We start from the raw sequence: 23,188 nt of genomic DNA on the forward strand, positions 1-23,188 counted from the left end.
TCACAAGAGAAAGGGATGACAAGAGAAATGAGAATACTGCTGTGTACCTACTGGACGTATCCGCATGTCGGCGGCTTGTGCACTTATATTAATAATATAAAAGATGGAATGGAGCGGCTCGGACATAAGGTTGATATCTTTGCCCATCATCCTTCCTATACGACCTACTATACAGTCGGTAGATCGGATCAAACTTTTCCTAAACTGCCCATTTGGAGACCTCTCTATAACTATATTCAAGCGCTGTACGCGGAAGCACTGCCTAAGCAAGCGGTAAAAATTATCGAAGTGGAGGCGGAGCGTTACAGCTATGAGGCGGCCTGTTCATTACTCCGCTTTGAAGATTATGATGTAATTCATGCTCAGGATGTTATATCAGCAGCAGCTCTGTCCAGGATTAAGCCGCCTCATATCCCCTTAATCTCTACCATTCATGGCTGGTTTACAAACGAATACAGCTTGGATCACCCGAATAGCGAGGAAGGTACACCCACCTGGGATTATAATCTTCTGCTTGATTATTGGGGGACAACCGGCTCAGATATTACGATTGTCCCCAGCAAGTGGCTGGGCGGCATATTTGCAGATAAACTTAACGTTCCACCAAGGCAGATTGTTCATATTCCTTATGCAATGCACTGGAACGCCCATCCGCCAGAGGACGAAGTTGTCAAGGAGCTCGGTAACGATAAGGATCGTACAGTCATTTCCTGTGTAGCCAGGCTATGCCCGGTAAAGGGGCAGCATTACTTGCTGGAGGCCTTATCGATGCTGAAGCAGGAGCATCATGATTGGATCTGTTATTTTCTGGGGGATGGGCCTCAAAGGTCGGAGCTAGAGCAGAAGGCTGAAGAGCTTGGACTTCAGGCTTATGTACGGTTTGTCGGGAACCAAAATAATGTGGCTTCCTGGCTTGAGTATACGGACATTTTCGTGCTTCCAAGTCTGCAAGATAATTTCCCATTTGCTGTTATGGAGGCCCAATTCTCCGGGAAGGCGGTTGTCGTCACAGATGCTGGAGGAACGGTGGAAATGGTAGAACATTTAAGAACTGGATTAATTGCTAATAAAGCTTCTGGGGAATCCCTTTATACGCAAATCAAAAAATTGATGGAAGATGAGGTATTAAGAAAACGGCTAGGAGAACAGGCGAGCATATGGGCCAAAAGCGCCTGGTCGATGGACTTAATGATCTCCAGAACGGTGTCAATATATAACGATCTATTGTTCAGCGAAGGAGGTAAGGCTGTCGTGTCGAGGGAGAATGGACGGCAGATGACAGAACAGGCATTGAAATCAAAATACGCTTTTCTGAATGACAAGGCTTTATCCGGTGAGGATTTGAAAGTATGGAGGGAAATTCTACAGCGCTTACCGGAAGATTATGTTGTTCCTGATCCGCGGGTGAAAAAACTGATCAAATCCTTGAGTGTATGACAAGAATCCAATAAGTAAGAGATGACCTGGCCATCTCTTATTTATTTTGTGTATTTAAGGAGATGCCTGAGAAGAGCTGATCCCAATAGGGGTCGTTACCGCTCCATGTGTTCTCGATGAGGGGGAGAGAGACGGCATACACCTTCTCCAAGGGGCTCTCTACTTCAATCATATGATCTACATGCTCATGGTTAATCAGAAGGATGGAGAAGTCATGCACGATCAAATTAGATAATACGGTTTGAAGCTCCTCAACGTCCTCCCAGTGGCCGCCGGTTCTAACAAACAGAATGCGACGATAGGTTGAGGCCACGGTTAGAAACCGCTGGATCCGCCTGTCCATGATCTGCTTGAACAGATCGTAATCCACCAGGTGGTCCATGGTATTGCGTTCTTTGGGAAAGTTATGGACTGAAATGATGTTATAGACTTTGTCACGAACGGAGAGATGATGCGGATCGATAAACCCGGCATACTCCAGATGAGATTTGTCCATAAACCCGGCAAATCTGCATTGCAGTAATTGGTTCACGTCCTTCAAGCTTCGAGAACGCATCCAATCAATGACTCCCGAGAAGGGCCTGAGATTTAGCCTTGTCAGCTGGGCTGCGGCTAGACAGCTTTCTCCCAGACTAAAAGCAGCATCATAAACTCCTTCCAGCTCATGTTTTTTCATTCTTTTTCTCCTCCTCAATTTATAGGTATATAGATTGAACTAAAGTTTTATATTGAACTTTCTATGATCACGGCCTAATACGGCCCGATAACATTCATTTCTTTAGTTCCTTCTATATAGTATATTTAATTCTATTTTCTTAAGATTTGCTTGGACTACAGGGGGACAAAAGGTCCATACCTGCGCGGAGAGGGAAGCATACATTATTAGCAGTCTTCCTTAAGTCTTTCATCATTCAAAAGGTGGTGTATCAACGTGGAGGAACGAATTGTAGACCTGCAATCAGGAAATCATCATTTTAAGATGAAATTACAGCTTCCCGGCTTTGTAGAGGATATCATTGCGGAGAGAAAAGGGTGGGAGCCGCATCTAGTCCGCGAATTAAGCAGTCGAATGGAAGATGGAGGTATCTTCCTTGATGTGGGGGCGAATATCGGTTACCACAGTCTGTATATTGCTGCCGCCAACCCAGCGGCAACCTGTATCAGCTTCGAACCCCATCCTCGTATCTATCATCAATTTGAAGAGAATATTGCCCTGAATGGACTGCCCAATATTCATGCTTATTGTCAAGCTGTAGGCCAGACTGCAGGCACGCTTCCATTCTATATGCAGGATGACTCCTGCTATAACCGGGCTCTATCTTCATCTATTTGTTACGAGGTACTGCAAAATGGCACATCGATGATCGAGGTGCCTGTCGTGCCACTGGATGAGGCTCTGACTGATGAGCAGAAGAAGAAAGTCAAGGTGTTGAAGGTGGATACACAGGGCGTGGAATACGAGGTCTTTGCAGGAGCACAGCGGCTGCTTGAAATTGCGCGGCCTATCGTAACCTTCGAGCACCATCCTTACGCTAGCCACAATTTAGCGGATACGCTAGAGCTGCTGCCTGATTACAGGGTTTATCGGATATACTCATGGTTCGGAGGAACAAAGCCCTTTGATGAAGCCGATCCGGAGATGTATGTGGATGAGCTTGATTTGTTGTGTATTCCTAATGAATTAAGCGTGTAGCTGCGAATATGAGCGCCGGCGAAATCCCGGCGTTTTTTTAATAGAAATCCTTATTGTGCCTTATGTGTAGGCTGTGCTAGAATCTAGCAGTCAGTAAAATTAATTTTACCGGTAAAAAGAAGGGAGATGTCTTGTTGGAGCCTACTGGCGTCTATATCATTCGTACCCATGAGCAGCTAAAGGCCCTATCGGACCCGCTGCGAACCAAGATTCTGATGAACCTGGTTAAGGGGCCGTATACCGGCCAGCAGCTGGCAGAGCAGATGGGCATAACTCGGAACAACATCTATTTTCACCTGAAGGAGCTTGAGAAGCATGGTGTCATTCAAGTTGTGAAGCGTGAGGAGAAGAATGGGATTATGCAAAAGTACTACCGGGCCGTATCCGGCCGGTTTATCCCTGAGGAGCATCTGCTTCCAAGTCTGGATCTCGTAGAGACCTCAAGACAGGTGTTTATGGAGACAGTACAGCTGACTCGGGAGAAGATCCAGCTTGCGCCGGGCGCTTCATTTGCCTTGGACAGTTCGAACCAGGAACAGTGGAAGAACATAGCCGGTACGTATCAATTTTACGGCACTGCCGGGAGCTTCACTGCTTTTTTGAACGACTTTAAGGCTTTGGTAGAGAAGCACTTCAGCAAGACAGCGCAGGGAACCCAAGAGGAGAGAAGCTATTATATGTCTCTTGTTGCTTTTCAAGATAGCCAGGAGACTAGGTCTAGTGAAGCCGCGAAAGGGAGGATTAAAGGATGACAAGTCTGCCGAAGGACCCATGGTTTACCATAACTGCATTAGATAAGGATACATATGCTATAAGCGAGTACGGTCATTGGGAGAAGGTGCATTCCTATTTAATTCTCGGGACAGAGCGTGCAGCACTGATTGATACGGGTACCGGGATTGATCATATGAAGCGGGTAACCGATCAGCTAACCAGCCTGCCGATCATCGTGCTGACGACGCATGTCCATTGGGACCATATCGGAAGTCATGGAGAATATGATAACATATGGGTTCATGAAGCCGAAGAACAGTGGCTCGTTCAAGGGATTCCCGGTTTGTCCATAGAGCAGATCCGGCATGATGTATCCCGGGATATTACCAAGCCGCTGCCGCTGGATTTCAGTGCTGCTTCATATGAGCCATTTCGGGGAGAACCCTCAGGGCTGCTGCGTGATCAGGACCCTATTGAGCTAGGAAATCGTCAGCTTACCGTTTTTCATACACCAGGCCATTCTCCCGGACATCTTTCCTTTCTGGATCAGAGCAGGGGCTATTTATTCACAGGTGATCTGCTGTACAGTGACACGCCTATCTATGCTTTCTATCCGACAACAGAGCCGGCAGCCTTGGTGAGTTCTCTAGAACGCATCTCGGATTTGCGGGGAGTGACGAAGATTTACGGCGGGCACAACAAGCTTGGGTTGGAGCCAGAGCTGCTGGTTGAGGTCAGACAGGCAGTGCAGGAGCTGCGTGAGCGGAACTGCATCCGGCATGGAACAGGAATTCATAATTTTAGAGGATTCAGTGTCCATTTTTAAAAATGAAGGAATTGTTATGTTTTTTAACTTCATTGTGACCTAATCTTAAGAAACGGTCCCTATAATCATTAAAGTGAACAAATAATATAAACATAGAAATAGAGAGGCAGAAGGAACGAAATGAAAGACAACACAGCATGGCAATTGAGCCGCAGGATGGGTAGAGGGTGCGATAATTATGCCTGAGCCGCTGCATGCTAAAGACCGTTATATGGCAGGACTGGACGGGCTTCGCGCTCTTGCCGTCATAGCCGTCGTCATTTATCACTTGAATTCCAGCTGGGCACCGGGAGGTCTGCTTGGTGTCAGTGTATTTTTTGTATTATCCGGTTATCTCATTACAGATATTTTGCTAGCGAAGAAGGAGGAGCTGGGACATTTTGATCTTAAGGACTTCTGGCTGAGAAGGGCTAGGCGGCTCCTGCCCGCCATGCTGAGTATGCTGCTTGTGGTCATTTTTTGGGCAGCCTTGTTTGGTCGGGACCATCTTTCGGCTATGCGGGGGGATGTTCCGGCTGCTCTGCTTTACATAAGCAACTGGTGGTTTATCTTTCATAAAGTTTCCTATTTTGATAGCTTTGGGCCGTTATCTCCACTTGGGCACCTGTGGTCACTTGCTGTTGAAGAGCAATTCTATCTTATCTGGCCGCTGGTGCTCGGCATCGCGCTGTATTTTGGTTTGAAAAAGGGGAAGCTTGCCCTATGGATGCTGGGAGCCGCTTTGATCTCAGCTCTGGCTATGGCCCTTCTCTATTCTCCAGGGACCGATCCGAGCCGTGTCTACTATGGAACAGACACCCGGATATTCTCTCTCCTATGCGGCGCTGCGCTTGCAGCGGTGTGGCCCAGCCGCAAGCTTAAGCCGAGCGTATCCCAATCCGCCCGGAATATTCTTGATCTAGCCGGTGCTGCTACCCTTGTGGCGGCAGGCTACATGGTGTTGAAGACTAATGAATACCAGCCGTTCCTCTACAGGGGCGGTTTACTCCTGCTCTCGATAGCTGCTGCGGTAACAGTGGCGGCTATCGCCCACCCAGCAGGAAGGCTTGGCCAATGCCTGGCATGGGCTCCGCTTCGCTGGATCGGCGTGCGCTCATACGGCTTGTACCTGTGGCATTATCCGGTCATCGTCATGACCACGCCTTCGGTCAGCACGGGACCAGTCAGCCTGATCCGGGTCCTTCTTCAAGTTTTGGCTAGCCTGATTCTCGCAGCCTTATCCTGGCACTATATCGAAGAGCCTATCCGCCATGGGGCGATGGGCAGACTCTGGAGCAGGGCAAGAGTGCTGGTAGGAAAGCCTGGCGGAATAAGGAAAGCTTCGGCTGCTGGTGCCGCTGTGCTTCTCGTTGTGTTCCTGGCTGTATTTGCGGTCTATCATTCGCCTTCTGCGAACCCATCGGAACAGACAGCGACAGTGACGCATGAAGCTGCTCCACCGGTGAATACGCAGCCGGCCCCTGGAAGTGAGCCTACCAACGTTACGGAGCAGAGTGCTTTAGGGGCTGCACATTCGGCTGAGGTCGCGGGTCATCCAGCAGAACGCGGGCTCGTAAGCGGCGAAGGGATTACGGCCATTGGCGATTCCGTTATGCTGGATGCTAAGTCGGAGCTGGAGAAGCGGCTGCCGGGCATAACTGTTGACGGCATGGTTGGACGTCAAATGTCGGAGGTGGCTGAGGTCGTGGAGCAGCTGAAGACGGACGATAAATTGGGGGAAATGGTTATTATTGAGGTAGGAACGAACGGAGCATTTACCAGCAAACAGCTGCAGAAGCTGATTGATAGTATGAGCGGCGTAAAGCATATTTTTCTGGTCAATACCCGTGTGCCACGCCCTTGGCAGTCAGTGGTCAATGAGACGCTAGAAAAGACGGCCGCAGGCTCAGAACGCGTCACTCTCCTTGACTGGTTCTCGGCGAGCGAAGGGAAGGACGAATATTTCGGCAAGGATGGGGTGCATTTAGGGCGCAGCGGCTCGGAAGCTTACGCCCATTTAATAGCGGTAGCCATCCATGACCAACTGAAGATAAAATAATGAAATGGCAAATATGCGGCAGCTGTTCTTAATCGACTAAGGCAGCTGCTGCTGCTGTATATAGGTGTGGTTAGCCACCACCGCATTTGCCCGATTCTCAGGTAGCGGGTAAAATGAAATTTGGCGCTTATGTTCCGTGAGATAATCACCTTATAACACAGGTTTGGATCCTGAAGAAATGGGGGGAGAGAATGACAAGCAGACCGAGTCCGATATGTGAGAGCAAGGAAGCATGCCCGGTAGAATATACCCTTGATGTAATCGGTGGAAAGTGGAAGGGGATTTTGCTCTACCATTTGATTGAGGGAAAGAAGCGCTTCAACGAGTTTCGGAGAATTTGCCCGTCTATTACCCAGCGTATGCTGACACTTCAGCTTCGTGAGCTGGAGAAGGATGGTCTGGTTCACCGGGAGGTGTACCAGCAGGTTCCACCGAAGGTAGAATACTCACTTACTTCCTTTGGCAGAACGATTATTCCCATTATCCTGATGATGAAGCAGTGGGGAGAAACCTACAAAGGAACAAAGCAGGCTGCCGGTGATGAGCAATGATGAAGAGCTTGTGTGGATAGAAGAACCTAACCTAAGGATAAGGAAGGTAGAACAAGCGATGAATAATATACAGAGACTTAAGAAGCCGCAGGCAATGATCTTTGATATGGACGGGACGCTCTTCCAGACGGAGACACTGCTTCTGCCTGCCTATTACCGGTTATTTGACCGACTTCGCGAGGAAGGGCTTTACCATGGAGAGACACCGCCGGAAGAGAGAATCCTGAACAGTCTTGGCATGCTGCTGGAGGAAATATGGATGAATGTGATGCCAGAACAGGACCTCGCTGTGCATCGTCGTGCGGATGAGCTCCTGCTTGAGCTGGAGATCGAAGGGCTTAAGGAGAACTCCAGCCAGCTGTATCCGCAGGTAGAATCCACTTTAAGAGCTCTGAAGGAGCAAGGTGTGCGGCTCTTTGTCGCTAGTAACGGATTGGAGCATTATGTAAAAGGTGTAGCTGATGCGCATCGCATCTTCCCGTTGTTCGAGGGGATCTACAGTGCAGGGGAGCATCAGACGCGTTCAAAGGTGGACCTCGTGAAGCTACTTCTGAACAACCACGGAATTGATCGCGCATGGATGGTGGGCGACCGCTCGTCCGACGTGGAAGCCGGCAAGAGGAACGGGCAGACCGTAATAGGCTGCAATTATGCCGGATTCGGCAAAAGCGACGAGCTGTCAGGCTCGGATGCGATGATCACGGAATTTGGGCAGCTGCTGCAATTATATCAGGAAGCTGAATAGTCTATAGCAGCAGGAAGCCGCCATAACGATACGGCGGCTTCCTGCTGCTATTTTTCTTTATCCTTCTGTTGATACACCCACAGGGCATATTCAAGCGGGCGAATAATTGCGTTATGATAAGCGTCCGTGTCCCCTATTTGCGAGAAGACCTCCCGGGATGGCTTAGGGTTCACTTCAAGCACATAAATCTGTCCGCTCTTATTGATTGCCAGATCCAGAGCCAGCTCGCACAGAGCGCTATACTGGGACTCCAAATATTCGGCAATTTCAACCCCTAATTGCTCAGCCTTTTTCTTAATTTCCTCCTGTTTCTTCTCATCTTTAATCCATTGCTTGAGCAAGGTTGACATCGCAACCGCCTGGCCACCGCCGTGCAGATTGGAGGTCACACTTCGAGCGGCACCAACCCGGCCCGCGCAGCCAGTGACAGACCATTTGCCCGAGCCGCTCTTTTGCACGAGCATCCGGTAGTCATGCACTCTTCCATTTGGCAGTACGAGGCGGATGCCCTGCTGTACAAGGAAGGAATTCCCCTTTCTCCAGTTCAGCAGGTAAGGGCCGAGGCTGGATTCATGCATTTTCCTTGGCGAGATGATCTTACGCTGCAGGTTTCTGCCCTGAATCATATAGAGCTTAGCGCCTACCTTCTCTACGCGCAGGATTCCTCTTCCTCCGGTACCTTGAGCGGGTTTGATATAGATAAGGCGATTTTTCTTCAGGAGCTGATATACATCTGACAAGGAGTTAAACAGCAGTGTCTCCGGCAGATGGGGCTTGAAGGCCGCTTTCTTACGGAGAGATTGGTAAATCGTCCATTTATCGCTGAGGGGGCGGTTCAGAAAATTTAGATGTCCGTACTTGGCCCTGAATTTTTTGAGCTGCTCGAAGCGAACGCTGCGCTGGATGCGGCAGCGGTCGAAGATCATATCCGGGAAGCTGCGCCATTTTCGGGACCACTTCTTGGTCACCGGATCAAAGACCATGGCGTAAATGGCCTTCTTGCTGGAGCTGACGTCGGCCGGGGTAAAGACAAAGGCCTCAAGGTCCAGCTTCTGTCCTTCTGTAATCATTCGCTCATAAATCGGGCGTTCCTCCAGCTGCTTCTTGTCATTTAGATATAAAGTCATAATTCCCAATACGGGTGTGGGCAAAGCGTTCACCTTCTTTAGCGAAAGTTGAGCGGGGAGACCCGTCTGCAGCAAGAGCTGAATACTCGCGTTCCAGCAGCAGGGTTGGCTTGCCGGTGGGTCCTTGAACAATTCCATAGGCGGTGAAGCCTGCATTAAAGCACATCTTAAGGCTGGAAAGATTGTCTACAGCAACTCGGCAGCGCAGTCTGCCGAGCGTTTCCAGCGGAGAAGTCATCAGCTTGCGGCCAATCCCCTGGTTTCTGTACAAGGGATGAACTACAACGATATGAAGCTCCGAACCATACTCTGTCGTGCAGGAGAAGCCTGCCAAATGGCACCCGTCCTCGGTCTGGACCGTAGCGAGCGTAAGTGCGGCCCCCGGCTGCTCCAGCTTCTGCGGCGACAGCCGCATCAACATCCGGTAGGACCCGGCGGTAATCCGCCGGGCTCCGTAGTTACGCACGAAGGTAAGGAGCATGCCATGCAGCTTCTCCCAGGGCCAATCGATTCCAGCCGGGTAGGAGGAGATTTGCATAGGAAGGACCTCCGGGCAGTTATTTAGATTGCTTAGCCAAATATTGGCTGAACTGAAAAATTCGCTCCAGGGATTTTTTGCGAATATGGGGTTCATCGAATTTCATCGGTTTGGCATTGGCTTCGAAGAACCACAGCTTACCACTGCTATCCACGCCTAGGTCCATGGACATCTCGCCATGCGTCTTGCCCGATGCCCGTTCAATTTGCTTGGCAATCATAATGGCATTGGCTTTAACGCGGCTGAGCAGGAAGGTTGTTTCCTCCAGACCAAAGGTGGGGAGCAGCATCTTTTCCGGGTCCTCAACGCTTCCGCCTTGAGGGACATGCGTCGTGATCCGCAAGGGTCCAGCGAGACGGGCACCGATACCAGTGACGGCCCATTGGCCTTTTCCTGTCTTCTGGACGAGGACACGCAGATCAAAGTGCCGCCCGCGGTATTTACACAGCTCAATGCCTTGCTGGACAATATAATCGGTTCCTTCGGTCTCGCGATATAATCGCTTCCACAAGCGGGACAGCATGGCCGTCTTATACACCTGATTCTTGCCAGGACTTGAGATCGTCAATTTATAGGGACGGATATCCTTATAATTGAAGCGCAAGCGCATGATGCCCTTCCCAGCTTTTCCGCTTTCGGGCTTCAGGTAGAGACTGTGGAATTGATCCATCATTATCATTAGGGACTTCCGGCCTCTAAGCCGCTTGGTCTCGGGCACGAAGGGCCGGGTAATGTGCGAGTCCTTCAGCCAGCCGAACAGCTGCCACTTGTTGAAGAAGGACGGATTATAGAGGTGAATCGCCGGATGGCTCAGGCATTCTTCGATTTTTCGCCTTACCGAGGGCCGCCGCTCGTCTTCCCGCAGCGGAATCCGGTTATAGATGACATTGGGCAACGGAAATATATCCTGCTGCCACTGTTTGAGATCCGGGGAATACGTGAAGCCCATTACCCGTTCCTCTGACAGTCTCAAGTCGCGCGTAGTTACGACATAGCTGAGAAAACCCATTTCCCGGCCTACGTTAAGAATGTCCCGGAAGTTTGCCCGGTTGCCGGCAAACATTTTATGGGGATCGGCGGTCGTCAGCACGGCCAGGACCGGTTTTGAATCGACCGGCAGCCCCCTGCTCATGGTTCATCCCTCCTCCGGAATTTAGTGAGGTACAGGCAGTGTTCGAGAATGTGCTCCACCGACGCTCTGCCTTCTGCACGAAGCTGCGGGTGCTTGAAGATGGAGCGCCCTGGTTTGGCGTTAGCTTCAAACATCCAGATTTGTTCATCCTTGTCGATGCCGAAGTCAAAGCCAAGCTCGCCGATTAAATGCCTGTGGTGATACTCTATAGACTCGGCGAGCTTAATAGCGGTTTGTTTGGCTCGCTTCAGGACCTCATCCCCCCGGGAGCCAAATGCCCGGCTTAGAGCCTGTTCGGGCGTAAGCAGCGAGCCTCCGTTTTTAATGTGGGTTGTTACACTGCCCTTCCCCGCTTTTTTGGCGCCGATCCCGACGACCACCCATTGATTTTTGCCGTCCTTGTGCATATGGAACCGAAAATCAATGGGACATCCGTCGATCTCAATCAGCCGAATCCCCTGTTGGACCACATATCCTTGAAGCCCGCGTCCATGGCGGGATTGAAGGGTGCGGATGAGGGAGTTGAACGTGCTGAATCTTTGGAGCGCATTGCCCACGCTTTTACGGTAGCGGACAAAGTATCCCGTCTTAGGCACATAAGAAATTCGATAAATTCCTTTCCCGAGACTGCCGCCGCTGGGTTTGTAATAGACAAAGGAATGGCGGTCAAGCATATCCTTGATCTGTTCCGGGCTCGGGTTCATGATGGATTCCGGAACATACTTATTGGCCTGGGCATCATCCTCCAGCAGCCGATATACATCGGACTTGTTGAAGAAGCTCCAATTGAAGAAAGGAATTTTACGGCGGATAAAGCGCTCCCGCAGCATCTGAATGGGAAACGTAGTTTCGGCCCTTCGGGAAGGGAGCCGATTGTATACAACATCTGGAAGAGGGACTCTTTGTCGGTAGAAGCTTCCGCTATCATTCAGAAAATAACCGTTGATCGTCTCCTGCTGCCAATTGATGTCTTTGGGGGTAAAGGCAAAGATATACGACTGCTTCTTGCCTTCCTTTAGCAGCTGTTTGATAAATCCGGTTCTGGAACCGAACGGCTGGGTCAGGGACGAAGTCGGCCCGTCGGACAGAACGCCGATGAGCGGACCGAGCTGTACCTCATCTTGCTGTTGCAGACTTCGAAGATAGACAGATCCTGTGCTTGGAATATGAATACCTCTTCTTACGCCGGAGGCGAGGTACAGGTGGTTGCCGGATTTCTGGATCGGCTTAATGGCAGCCGGAACTCGGTCCCCGCCCAGTCTTAAATGGACTTTCTTCTTCCCGTTCAGCTTCAGCTTCTTAATCAGAGAACCTGAAATATAGACAACGTTTTGAGGTTGCTGAGTAAAGTGCACATTGCAGAAAGTCAAACTCATGATTTATCCTCCTAAAAGTTTTGCGTAGCAAAACTTACATCAAAAGCATGGTCTTCTTGCTAGCGGAGCATTTGTCAGAGAACGTCTATACATGAAGATCGAGCGACTAAAGGGAGGGACCCGCACTGTCTCATTAGGAATTTGGCATAATCCAAAGGGCTCTCGATCGCCCTTCGGGCAGACTGCGGCTCACCGATCCGGGAGAAAGCGCTGCGGCCTGGCTTGGAGTTGACCTCTAGAATCCAAATATCGCCAGATGGCTCTATGCCGAAATCGACTCCCAGTTCGGCCATTCTCCCAAACCTGCTCTCCAGCACATGTGGAATGAGCCTGGAGAGTCGGGTGATCTTCGCCAATGCTTCCCGTCCGCCTTCTGCGCCAAGCTCGCTCTCCAGAAAGGGGAGAGCCTGACGGGCATCCCCGCCTCCATGAAGATTGGAGGTTAGAGTTCCCGGCTTGCCCAGCCGAACGGCCAGGCCCGTTAACGACCACGTGCCACCATTCCCCTTCTGAACGAGGGCGCGAACATCGAAGGGTTCCTTGCTTCGGGTCGTCAACTTTAGGAAGGGCTGAATAAGAAAGGCCCGGTTGTCTGTAAAGCGGTCGATGAAGGTGAATCCTTCTTCTATATCGCTGAACCGGTGTTGAAATACCTTATTGCTGCGGTCCCTACCTGTGACCTCCAGCGTGCCTGGTGCTGAGTTGCTCAGGATTGCATGAAGGGTTAGCTTACCATGTAACCCGTTCTGAGGCTTGAGAAACGCCTCTCCCTTCCAAAGATCGAGGACGTTGGCAAGCTGCCTCGGAGATTTATACTGGAGGGTTGCCGGTAGGTAAGGAAGCAGGGCGGAAAATTGCTTCAATGTCCGGTACACCGTCCATTTTCCCGCCAATCCTCGGGTTAGGTACCGGATCGAATGCCGCTTCTCTAGCTCGGCAAGTTGCTTGCGCTTCTGAAGCAGCTGCCGAGTGCCTAGGGCAAGATAGCGGTCATACAGAACATCCGGTGGAGGAAAGCTTCGACGCTTCCACCCGCCCTTTTCATAGGTATAACCGTGGACCTGATCTCCGCCGTCCTGTATATCAGAGGGGCAGAAGACAAAGACTTGAATTCCGCGCTCTTCTCCGGCGAGGCACAGCTTGCGAACAAAGGAGGCTTCGGCAAACGGATGAGGGCCGCCCGCTGCCTCAGTCTCAAGGATACCGAGAGTTCCCTTCCGCTTTAAAATCATAAAATCAACCTCCTTATGTTTGCTTTCAGCACCCCGCAAGGTAATTGGCATAGTCGAGAATTCTTCGGACGGATGGGCGGGTTCTCCCTTCCCGCAGTGGGGTATTGTCATTTTTAGACGGCTTGGAATTGACTTCAAGCAAATATACCTTGCCGCCCGCATCCATGGCTAGGTCGATGCCAAGCTCCCCGAAATGAGCGGGAATACGTTCGTCGACCCCTTGGGCAATCAGCAGGGCTGCCTTTTTGAGCATAAGGTCGGCCTTGCTCTTAATTCCGGCTGGAAGTGTGCTGCGGTTAACCGCGTCATTGACGGAGCATAGGGAGCCTCCTCTAGCCAAGTTCGACACGAAATGCTGAGACCCGGCAATTCGGGCGACTACAGAGGTGATGGCCCATTTTCCCTGGGCGTTTTTCTGCACAAGCGCACGAAAGTCCACAGGACGCTTGCCCACCTCCAGAAGGGGAAGCCCCTGTTGAATTTGGTAGCGTGTGGTCTTGATTTTCCCGGAGAGCGATGTCAGCAGTTTGGCCTGGGATTCGAAAGCTTGCTTGTGCGTGCCTAGGGAGCGGGTGGCGTGGGTAACATAAGTTCCATCGTTTTGCTTGGTGATTCGAATGATGCCTTTCCCGAGACTCCCCCTAACCGGCTTGAGAAACACAACCGGATGCTTCCCAAGCATGGATTTGATGGTGGAGGTTCCCTTTACCGCATGGGATTCCGGGAGGTAGCGCACAAGTGAGGAGTCGTCCTTCAAAGCGGAGAATACCTCGGTTTTATCCAGATACTTCTCGTTAAAAAAATGGCTGCCATGTTTGGATTTTACTTCTGACATGAAATGCTGTACGCTAGGTTTATTCTCCAATTTTCGCGAAGTCAGCCGATTGTAGAATACATCAGCAATCGGCAGCTCGGCCTGTCTCCAGCCTTCCGCATACACCCAGCTTTGTACTTTGTCTGAAGTTTGCTCAATACTGCTGGGGGTGAAGAAGTAGACATGAGCTCCTTGTTTGTGGCAGGCTAGGGCTAATTCCTTACAGAACATCGTGATGTTCCCGAACGGTCTGTCGGGAGAATCCGGAATGTCTCGGCTGATCAACACACCAATCAAGGGGCCAAGTCTTAGTGCCCGGCCGGACGGCTTATAGCTGAATCGCATGGCAGACCTTGCGAATATGCCGAATTGACCGGCTAATCCGCGGCTGATTCGGAGTCCGTCCAGCTTGGGGTGAGGAACGACCTGGACCATTTGCTCCATGGATCCGAAGCTTAGCCGAAGCGGCGTGTTGGCCGGTATCTTCCAACGCTTGACGAGTGCTGAATTCACGAGGATGTCGTTGTCTTCGAGCAGTCCCGAATTCATAATTTGTACCGTTAGCTTTCTGGAGGGCATAAGTGGATCTCCTTCCAACCTGTGGCTGGTGACTAAGACTGTTTAGCGAATAGATATACATGAATTGCATGTGCTTCATCATATGAGGACAGATATCCCTTGGTGATTGACCCAATGGATGAAATAAGGAGGTTTTACGAGGTTGACAAATGGTTGGTATTTGCTGTTTAGCGTGGCTGTAGCGGCATTCGTTGGCGGTTTCACGAATCATTTGGCAATTAAAATGCTCTTTCATCCGCGTAAGCCCATTTATATAGGTAGCTTCCGAATTCCTTTTACGCCGGGGCTTATCCCCAAACGCAGGGAAGAGATTGCCGAGTCGCTCGGGCAGGTCGTCTCCGAGTATTTGGTAACGGCTGAAGGGTTGCAGGAGCTGGTAAGGAGACCCGCTTTTCAGAAGAAGGCGGAGGAGAGGCTGAGCCAGCTGCTCCTGCGGGCTTCCCAAAGCGCTCTTACCCTTGAAGCAGCTGCTGAGAAGGCATTCGGACAGGCTGCTTGGGCAGAGCTAAAGGGCAGGCTGGAGCAGTCCGTACGGGCAGCCGCAGGGCGGGCTGCTTCCCGGTGGTGGAGACAGAGCGAGTGGGAGAGCAAATCGCTCAAAGAGGCGATTCCAGGCTGGTCCGATGACAGGAGAAGAAATATTAGCGCCTCCGCTGCCGAAGTCATTCTGCAAGCGGTGGAAGAGGAGCTCTTGTCCGCACAGGGACAGCGGATGTTGACCAAGCTTGCCGAAAGCCTGATGGATCAGACGGGCGGATTTCTTGGCGCCATGGCCTCATTTTTTGTCGACGAGGACAAATTGGTTAAGAAGCTTACGCCTGCCCTGGTTAGAGGTCTGAGGGGGGAGGAAGCCCGCGCGAAGGTAACTCAGGCGATTGATGGTCGGCTGGAGATGCTTGGTGAGAAGCCGGTCGGTGAGCTGCTGAAGTCCTTGTTGGATACCGATCTAGAGCAGTGGATTGAGAAGAAAGTGAAGGAGGGCTTGCCCATCCGTCGCTGGATGACCGAAGCTGGTGAGCTTACGCTGTCTTCGATGATTTCGCCTTGGCAGGCTTCTCTCCAGCAGCGTGTGGGGCAGATTGCTTCCAGATTGCTGGAGGGGATTGCACGAATAATTCCCTCAGCAGTACAAAGCATTGAGCTGCCGAAGCTGGTTCAGGAGCAGGTGCAGAAGTTCCCGATCGAACGTCTTGAACAGGTGATCCTTAGCGTGTCCGGACGTGAATTCAGGGCGATTACGTGGCTTGGTGTTCTGCTCGGGGCAATAATTGGATTAATACAGGCTCTGATGCTGATGTTAGTGAATTGAAAGATCAAATAATACGGTAAACCCGTCTGGAGGTAAACAGAATGAACATTTATGATAAAGCAAACGAATTAGCCAAGGCACTGAAGGAGAGCCAAGAAGTAGAGGACATTACCTCTGCCATGAAATTGGTTGATGCTGATCCGGACAGCAAGCGAATGCTGGATGACTTCCGCATCCGTCAGAATACGGTGCAGCAGCGTATGATGTCAGGCGATATGCCTGCGCCTGAGGAGATGGAGCAGATGGAGAAGCTGTTTGAGACGCTGAGTCAGAACCTGAACATCCGCCGTCTTTTTGAGGCAGAACGCCGCCTAAGCGTAATTATCCAGGACGTGAACAAAATTATATCCGACAGCCTGCAGCATCTTTACGGCCCTACCGAATAATACACTAAAATAATTTGCGGCTACTCTCATATTCTCGCGGCACCTTCATAGACTAGAAATATAGATTCAGATGAAGGAGCTGTCGTGAGATGAAGAAGACAAGCAAACTTAAGCATGTGGTGTATATGCTTATCGCACTCGGAATGCTCGTGTATGCACTGCCGATGATTTCCTTCCGTCCGGATGCGGGATGGGTTTCACTGTTCGGGATTGTCTGGGCCCTGTTTGCCTTTCTGGTGATCGGCGCCCACCTCCATTTTATTCTGGGGGTCGATGCGGAGAAGCAGAAGGCGCTTGAGGGAATACGCCGGGCAAAATACCAGCAGTGGCAGCTGAAATGGCCGGAGGAGCAGAAGGAGACACGCGGGCTGTAATCCAAGCGAACGGCCGCATTTATAATTCAAGAGATGTGAAGGAGACCGCAGCGGAATTCCGCGAAAGAAGCGGTCTTCTTTTTTGCCTTTCCAGGATTTCTCTTCTATCCTATAACATGCTATAATAGATACAGATTAGTACAGTTCGGACCTGAGGAGGATAACAGATGGAAGGGCACGAAGAATCTGTCACCAAGCATGAGCAGCTGCTGCAGCATATTGAGAGCTTGAAGATCGGGACCAAAATTTCCGTACGCAAGCTGGCCAAGAGCATGAATGTTAGTGAGGGAACAGCTTACCGTGCAGTTAAGGAAGCGGAGAATCTTGGCATCGTGATTACCAAGGAGAGAATCGGGACGGTACGTGTCGAGAAGAAGCCCCGCACCATCTCTGACCAGCTGTCCTTTGGGGATGTAGTTGAGATTGTGGAAGGTCATGTGCTCGGAGGAAGTGAAGGCCAGCATAAGACGCTTCATAAATATGTGATCGGTGCGATGAAGATTGATGCCATGGTCAGGTATATTGATGCAGGGAGCCTGCTCATCGTCGGCAACCGGGAGGATACGCACATCATGGCCTTGGAGCAGGGGGCGGGCGTGCTGATTACCGGGGGATTCGGAACCAGCCGAGAGGTCAAAATGCTGGCCGATCGCTTGGCCCTGCCCATCATTTCTTCCAGACATGACACATTCACTGTTGCTTCGATGATTAACCGAGCGATCTTCGATCGGCTGATTAAGAAGAAAATTATGCTGGTTGAGGATATTGTGTCGGGCAAGCCTAAAGTCAACCAGCTCAAGGCAAGCAGCACTGTAGCCGACTTTGAAGAGCTGGCGCTGGCGACAGGCTACCAACGTTTTCCTGTGACCGATGAATGGAATCGGGTTATCGGTATTATAAGCCGTAAGGATGTTGAGGATATGGAGAGGGAGCAGCCGCTTGAGAAATGCTTGACCCGGAATCCGATAACGGCCGGACTTCAGACCTCTCTTGCCTCTGCCGCACAGATCATGATGTGGGAAGGCGTTGAATTCCTGCCCATCGTAGATCGCAACCGCAAGCTGGTGTCCTCCGTAACTCGCAAAGAGGTACTGCAGGCTATGAGAGATGCCCAGAATCAGCCGCAGCTTGGAGAGACATTTGACCATCTAATGTGGAACGGATTCGCCGAGGAACGGGATGAGTCGGGCCGTTTGTTCTTCCATGGTCTGATTACGCCGCAAATGGCTACTTACATGGGCACGATTTCCGAAGGCGTATTGATGGACCTCATGACACAGGCTGGCTTAACGGCGGCCAAGGATGTGAGCGGAAGCGGCTATATCGTGGACAATGTGACCACTTACTTTGTTCGGCCTGTACAGATTGAGAATCAAATTGTGATTTCGCCAGTGGTTCTGGAAGTTAGCCGCAGGACCTGCAAGCTGGAGATATCCATGACCCACCATGAAGGTCTGGTAGCGAAGGCTGTGATGACGCTCCAGTCGATTGAACACGGGTGAGCCTTCCTTAAGGAAGGGCTATCCTGTCTTCTCCGGCCTCATGTCCAGCCAGATTTGCAGGACCCCTTCACTGACCAGCATCGTTCTAATCTGGATGACATATTTCTTCTCGCGTACTTCGTACAGCTTACGGTCCAGCAGGGTCCGGGCCATCTTGCTATCACTGTCGATTTCGAACATACTGCGTCCCCGCAGTACCGACAGCTCCTTTTGCAGCTTCTGGGTGACCTCCTTGACAGCAAGCTCGTTAAGCGGCGGATCCTGGTCTTCGATCCGGATTTTGATCTCTTTGATGACGGTTTGCCGCTTGTTGTATTTTTTCAGTGTCTTTAAGTCTTCTTCCGACTGAGCTAACCTGAGCTGCAAATCTCTATTCTCCGTCCAGAGATGATTATAACTTGCATGAAATAAGGAGTTATAGATGACGCTGCCGACAATCATGCCTACGGCGAATACTGCAGCAAGCTGCATAAATGGACGAAATCTCTCAAATGGAGGCACTCTCATCCTAGCCTCTTCCTCCTCCGCACACCCACTTTACAAGCTCGGACCCCATATGGGCACCTAAAAAGGCAAATAGCAAGTACAGGATTTGCTTGATAGCGGGAGACAGATTCCCGTCAAAGAAGTTGCTTTCAATCACCCTCATAGGATCAATGGTTCCGCCAATTGCTGCGGCAAGCGCCCATATTTTGATCCGGTCAGCAACGTCCAGCATGGTCTGGGTAGGGGGCTGAAGGGAGACTACTGCGCCTATGCCGCCAACTAACGCCCCACCAATGACGATGCCGAAGGCGATGAAAAAGTCTAAAATTGCCTTTGTAATAAATGGGCTCATCTCTTTCTTCCTCTCCTTACGAACTTCTCCGATTTACAATGGTTGCTAGAAGCTGCTTGTCCGGGCTCTTTCTACCATTCTATGGGCTTCCTAACGGGTTGTATGATAAAATATTTATAAGAAATAAGTTCATTTATAAGCGATTGCTGCGGCGATGCTTATCTGAATATAAATCTTCAAGAATACAGGCCAGAATGGGGGAGAGAGATGGATAACGGGTTCGTTCATTTGCATGTGCACAGCGAATACAGTTTGCTGGATGGAGCAGCCCGGTTGGAAGAGCTGGTAGAACAGGCGGCAAGCTTCGGCATGAAGTCGCTGGCGTTAACCGACCATGGGGTCATGTACGGGGCTGTTCCCTTTTATAAGCTGTGCAAGGCGAAGGGGATCAAGCCAATTATTGGGTGTGAGGCTTATTTTACATCGGGCTCCCGTAAGGAAAGGGGGAGCAGGAAAGATCAGCCGATCTATCATCTGATTCTCCTTGCGAAGAACATGACAGGCTACCGGAACCTGATGAAGCTCTGCTCCATCGGACATCTGGAGGGCCATCACTATAAACCGAGAATAGACTGGGATGCTCTTACGCGGCATAAAGAGGGGATTATTGCCCTAAGTGCTTGTCTTGGCGGTGAAGTTCCCCAGCATTTGCTGCACGGGCGTCATGAGGAGGCCAAGCGGGCCGCACTCCGATATAAGGAGGCGTTCGGGGAGGACTTCTATCTGGAATTGCAGGATCACGGATTACAAGAACAGCGTAAGGTGAATCCGCTGTTGATTCAGCTGGCCCAGGATATTGGGATACCGTTGGTGGCAACCAATGATGTGCATTATTTAACGCGCAGGGATGCCGAGGTTCAGGATGTGCTGATCTGCATCGGCACCGGTAAGACCGTAGAAGATGAAGCCCGGCTTAAGATTCCGACAGACCAGCTGTATTTTAAGCAGGGGGAAGAAATGGAGCGGCTGTTTCCCCATGTACCGGAGGCGATTGCGAATACGGTAAGGATTGCGGAGAAATGCAGCTGGGAGCTGGAATTCGGACGGGCCATCCTACCGGCTTACGAGCCGATTCCGACGGGGCATACCGCAGCAACCTATTTGGCTGAACTGTGCCGGAGAGGACTTGAGGAGCGCTATCAGGCTACCGAACGCTGGGAGGATGCGGCAGCCAAGCAGGAGCTGGAGAAGAGGCTAGAATATGAACTTGGCGTGATTGACAGCATGGGCTTCTCCGATTATTTCCTGATCGTGTGGGATTTCATCGCTTATGCCCATCAGAAGGGGATTGCAACCGGGCCGGGGCGCGGATCGTCTGCCGGCAGCCTTGTTGCTTACGTCCTTCATATTACAGATGTGGATCCTATGAAATATAGGCTGTTGTTCGAGCGTTTCCTCAACCCGGAGCGGATTACCATGCCGGATATTGATATTGACTTTAGTGATGAGCGGCGTGACGAGGTTATCAGCTATGTGGTTCAGAAATATGGAACCGAGCATGTGGCCCAGATTATCACTTTCGGCACCATGGCCGCTAGAGCGGCTGTCCGTGACGTCGGCAGAGCAATGAATGTTCCCTTTGCAGAGGTGGACAAGGTCGCCAAGCTGATTCCCGGGCATCTTGGCATCACGATTGACCGAGCATTAGAGCAGAGTCCTGATCTGAAGACGCTTTATAGCGGGAATCCGCGAGTCAAGGGGCTGCTGGACATGGCCCGCAAGGTGGAAGGGATGCCAAGACATGCCTCCACACATGCTGCGGGCGTCGTCATTTCGCGGAGCCCGCTAACCGATGAGGTACCGCTTCAGGAAGGCAGCGAGAAGACGGCGCTGACGCAATATACGATGGAGAACCTGGAATCCATAGGGCTGCTGAAGATGGATTTTCTCGGTCTTCGAACTTTATCTATTATCGAACGTTGTATGCGCTGGATTCAGGAGCAGCGTGGAGCTGCTCCGAATTTCAAAACTGTGCCCGACAATGACCAGGCTACTTATGATCTTCTGTCACGTGGGGAAACCACGGGCGTATTCCAGCTAGAATCTGCGGGTATGCGCCGGGTGCTGCGCGATCTGAAGCCATCGGAATTTGAAGATATCGTATCGGTTCTTGCGCTTTATCGACCGGGTCCGATGGAATTTATTCCGAAGTATATTGCAGGCAAGCACGGGCAGATTGAGGTGGAATATCCTCATCCGGATCTGGAGCCCATCCTTGGGGACACATACGGGATTATTGTTTACCAAGAGCAAATCATGCAAATTGCTTCTAAGATGGCGGGATTCTCGCTGGGTGAAGCCGACTTGCTGCGCCGCGCAGTATCCAAGAAGAAGCGGGAGGTTCTTGACGAGCAGCGGGGCCATTTTGTTAGCGGCAGCTTGGAGCAGGGGTACCGCGAAGAGGAGGCCAACGCCGTCTATGATATGATCGTTCGCTTTGCAGACTACGGATTTCCCCGTGCCCACGCGGCAGCTTATGGCGTGCTGGCTTTTCAGACCGCCTATCTCAAGGCGCATTATCCTGTGCATTTTATGGCATCCATGCTGACAGCGGTGATGGGCAGCCATCGGAAGGTCGCCGAGTACATTGTTGAATGCCGGAGAATGAACATTCAAGTGCTGCCTCCTGATGTGAATGCCAGTGGTGTGCTGTTCACTCCTCATGCGGATGAAGGCGTGATTCGCTTTGGGCTTGCGGCGATCAAAAACGTAGGAACACAGGCGATGGAGAGCATTTTGAAGGAACGAAAGGATAAACCGTTTGAGAGCCTGCTTGATTTCTGCCGCCGGGTCGACTTGCGGGTCTGCAACAAGCGGGTGATTGAGTCGCTGATTGAAGGCGGCGCTTTCGACCAGCTGCCCGGGCACCGGGCACAGCTGCTTGCGATGCTGGATGAGACGGTGGAGGCGGCGCTAAAATGGCGCAAAGAACGAGAGGATCTGCAGATCCAGCTGTTCGATTTCGTAGAGACGCCTAACTGGGATATTGAATACCCGGAGGTTCCGCGGTTTACAGCATCTCAGCAGCTGGAATATGAGCGCGAGCTGCTAGGGCTGTATCTTTCCGGACATCCGCTGGATGATTACGATGAGCTGCTGGATGGCGAGGGGATCGACCGGCTAATGGAGCTGGCCGAAGCTCCCGATGAGAGCAAGACCGTTGTCGCGGGAATGGTTGTGTCCGTGAAGGCGATTACGACCAAGCAAGGAAAGGCGATGGCCTTCATGGAGCTTGAAGATCAGATTGAGCGAAGCGAGGTCGTACTGTTCCCGGAAGTATGGAATGCCAGCCGAAACATGGTCGAGAAGGGTGCGCTTATTGCGCTCCGGGGCACGGTTCAACAGCAGGATGAAGGCTTTAAGTTGCTTGCCGACGAGGTCAAGCCGTTAAGCGCGGCTGCGCTGCAGCAGCTGGTCCAGAGTGCGCGCAATTCTCGCCATCGTGGGAGCCGTCCTGCGGCTTCCTCACGGCCAGCCTCCTCCACGCGAGTGCAGCAGACCTCACCATCCTCCGCAGCTTCTGGTAAAAAGGCCGCCGAACAGCGGGTCTTTATCAAGATTACCAAGGAGGCGGAGAACGCCAGGCTGCTTGAGACGCTCAAACAGCTGCTGGAACAGCATCCTGGCCCGATCTCTACGGTCCTGTTCTATGAAAGTACAGGCAAGCTGCTGGCGTTAAGTGAGAAGTATAAGATCAAGCCTTCCCAGGCTTTATTGCGCCAGATGGAGGACATGCTTGGTCCAGCTACGGTCCGAGTCAAATAGTGTTATGATTGGAATTGGAATAGCGCAAATTTTCAGAAGTCACCTTCTGGAATTTGCGCTATTTTTGTATCTATTTACGAAAGTATGCAGCACTTTTTACGAACTTTTTGGATCAGGGACGCATACATTTAGAAACACGCTGCGGAGTTGCTTGCTTAAAGGGCACCGTTAGAGCAAGCGGCGATTATTGTGAAGAACACGGAGGGGAATCC

The 23,188-nt window shown here is 51.2% G+C and carries 21 protein-coding genes; 12 read left to right on the forward strand and 9 right to left on the reverse strand.

Going from position 1 to position 23,188, the window contains the following annotated elements; genetic code table 11:
- Positions 1-27: 27 nt before the first annotated feature.
- Entirely contained in the window at positions 28-1,437 is a 1,410-nt protein-coding gene (locus DCC85_RS07305) for a glycosyltransferase family 4 protein (RefSeq protein ID WP_159081808.1), read from the forward strand.
- Positions 1,438-1,474: 37 nt separating this feature from the next.
- Here the strand turns inward: DCC85_RS07305 and DCC85_RS07310 are convergent, their stop codons facing one another.
- Positions 1,475-2,113, reverse strand: a complete 639-nt coding sequence (locus DCC85_RS07310; protein ID WP_108464981.1) for a DUF1796 family putative cysteine peptidase — start codon at positions 2,111-2,113, stop codon at positions 1,475-1,477.
- Between the two features lie 255 nt (positions 2,114-2,368).
- Here DCC85_RS07310 and DCC85_RS07315 point away from each other — a divergent pair, with 255 nt between their 5' ends.
- The 6 genes from DCC85_RS07315 to DCC85_RS07340 all read left to right on the forward strand — a co-directional run bounded on the left by DCC85_RS07315 (position 2,369) and on the right by DCC85_RS07340 (position 8,004).
- Complete coding sequence (locus DCC85_RS07315) at positions 2,369-3,130, forward strand: FkbM family methyltransferase (protein ID WP_108464982.1); 762 nt, start codon at positions 2,369-2,371, stop codon at positions 3,128-3,130.
- A gap of 131 nt (positions 3,131-3,261) precedes the next feature.
- On the forward strand, positions 3,262-3,882 hold the full coding sequence (locus DCC85_RS07320) for a winged helix-turn-helix domain-containing protein (protein ID WP_325048406.1): 621 nt from the start codon (positions 3,262-3,264) through the stop codon (positions 3,880-3,882).
- Entirely contained in the window at positions 3,879-4,670 is a 792-nt protein-coding gene (locus tag DCC85_RS07325) for an MBL fold metallo-hydrolase (protein WP_108464983.1), read from the forward strand. The genes DCC85_RS07320 and DCC85_RS07325 overlap by 4 nt, the downstream gene beginning before the upstream one ends.
- Positions 4,671-4,848: 178 nt before the next feature.
- Entirely contained in the window at positions 4,849-6,708 is a 1,860-nt protein-coding gene (locus DCC85_RS07330) for an acyltransferase family protein (protein ID WP_108464984.1), read from the forward strand.
- A 191-nt stretch (positions 6,709-6,899) separates the two neighbouring features.
- Positions 6,900-7,259, forward strand: coding sequence for a winged helix-turn-helix transcriptional regulator (locus DCC85_RS07335; RefSeq protein ID WP_108464985.1), 360 nt, complete (start codon positions 6,900-6,902; stop codon positions 7,257-7,259).
- Positions 7,260-7,317: 58 nt separating this feature from the next.
- Positions 7,318-8,004: an HAD family hydrolase gene (locus DCC85_RS07340; protein ID WP_108467770.1), complete on the forward strand. Its 687-nt coding sequence runs from the start codon at positions 7,318-7,320 to the stop codon at positions 8,002-8,004.
- 47 nt (positions 8,005-8,051) lie between these two features.
- Here the strand turns inward: DCC85_RS07340 and DCC85_RS07345 are convergent, their stop codons facing one another.
- The 6 genes from DCC85_RS07345 to DCC85_RS07370 form a co-directional block, all read right to left on the reverse strand.
- Positions 8,052-9,155, reverse strand: coding sequence for a YheC/YheD family endospore coat-associated protein (locus DCC85_RS07345; protein WP_108464986.1), 1,104 nt, complete (start codon positions 9,153-9,155; stop codon positions 8,052-8,054).
- Positions 9,112-9,669 (reverse strand): GNAT family N-acetyltransferase, encoded by a 558-nt coding sequence (locus DCC85_RS07350; protein ID WP_159081809.1) that lies wholly within the window; start codon positions 9,667-9,669, stop codon positions 9,112-9,114. Before DCC85_RS07350 ends, DCC85_RS07345 begins: the two co-directional genes overlap by 44 nt.
- A 19-nt stretch (positions 9,670-9,688) precedes the next feature.
- Positions 9,689-10,801 carry a YheC/YheD family endospore coat-associated protein gene (locus DCC85_RS07355; protein WP_108464988.1) on the reverse strand — a complete coding sequence of 371 codons (1,113 nt, stop codon included), beginning with the start codon at positions 10,799-10,801 and terminating at the stop codon, positions 9,689-9,691.
- Positions 10,798-12,177, reverse strand: a complete 1,380-nt coding sequence (locus DCC85_RS07360) for a YheC/YheD family endospore coat-associated protein (RefSeq protein WP_108464989.1) — start codon at positions 12,175-12,177, stop codon at positions 10,798-10,800. Before DCC85_RS07360 ends, DCC85_RS07355 begins: the two co-directional genes overlap by 4 nt.
- A 74-nt stretch (positions 12,178-12,251) precedes the next feature.
- Entirely contained in the window at positions 12,252-13,409 is a 1,158-nt protein-coding gene (locus DCC85_RS07365) for a YheC/YheD family endospore coat-associated protein (RefSeq protein WP_108464990.1), read from the reverse strand.
- Between the two features lie 25 nt (positions 13,410-13,434).
- Positions 13,435-14,802: a YheC/YheD family endospore coat-associated protein gene (locus DCC85_RS07370; protein ID WP_108464991.1), complete on the reverse strand. Its 1,368-nt coding sequence runs from the start codon at positions 14,800-14,802 to the stop codon at positions 13,435-13,437.
- Between the two features lie 142 nt (positions 14,803-14,944).
- On the opposite strand from DCC85_RS07370, the gene DCC85_RS07375 reads away from it, so the two are divergent.
- The 4 genes from DCC85_RS07375 (at position 14,945) to DCC85_RS07390 (ending at position 18,373) form a co-directional block, all read left to right on the forward strand.
- Positions 14,945-16,111, forward strand: a complete 1,167-nt coding sequence (locus tag DCC85_RS07375) for a DUF445 family protein (protein ID WP_108464992.1) — start codon at positions 14,945-14,947, stop codon at positions 16,109-16,111.
- A 41-nt stretch (positions 16,112-16,152) separates the two neighbouring features.
- The gene (locus tag DCC85_RS07380; protein ID WP_108464993.1) at positions 16,153-16,497 is read left to right on the forward strand and encodes a YlbF/YmcA family competence regulator; all 345 of its coding nucleotides are present in this window, start codon (positions 16,153-16,155) and stop codon (positions 16,495-16,497) included.
- Between the two features lie 89 nt (positions 16,498-16,586).
- Positions 16,587-16,871, forward strand: coding sequence for a hypothetical protein (locus tag DCC85_RS07385; protein WP_108464994.1), 285 nt, complete (start codon positions 16,587-16,589; stop codon positions 16,869-16,871).
- 167 nt (positions 16,872-17,038) lie between these two features.
- Complete coding sequence (locus DCC85_RS07390; protein ID WP_108464995.1) at positions 17,039-18,373, forward strand: DRTGG domain-containing protein; 1,335 nt, start codon at positions 17,039-17,041, stop codon at positions 18,371-18,373.
- Between the two features lie 18 nt (positions 18,374-18,391).
- Here DCC85_RS07390 and DCC85_RS07395 read toward each other — a convergent pair whose 3' ends face one another.
- Both DCC85_RS07395 and DCC85_RS07400 read right to left on the reverse strand, forming a co-directional pair.
- Positions 18,392-18,880 carry a sporulation membrane protein YtrI gene (locus DCC85_RS07395; protein WP_108464996.1) on the reverse strand — a complete coding sequence of 163 codons (489 nt, stop codon included), beginning with the start codon at positions 18,878-18,880 and terminating at the stop codon, positions 18,392-18,394.
- 1 nt (position 18,881) lies between these two features.
- A complete protein-coding gene (locus tag DCC85_RS07400) occupies positions 18,882-19,211 on the reverse strand; it encodes a YtrH family sporulation protein (protein ID WP_108464997.1) in 330 nt (109 codons plus the stop codon).
- 207 nt (positions 19,212-19,418) lie between these two features.
- Between DCC85_RS07400 and DCC85_RS07405 the strand changes: the two genes are divergently transcribed.
- Positions 19,419-22,976, forward strand: coding sequence for a DNA polymerase III subunit alpha (locus DCC85_RS07405; protein ID WP_108464998.1), 3,558 nt, complete (start codon positions 19,419-19,421; stop codon positions 22,974-22,976).
- Positions 22,977-23,188 lie beyond the last annotated feature (212 nt).

The sequence above is a fragment of the Paenibacillus sp. CAA11 genome (assembly GCF_003060825.1).
Taxonomy (GTDB): Bacteria; Bacillota; Bacilli; order Paenibacillales; family Paenibacillaceae; genus Fontibacillus.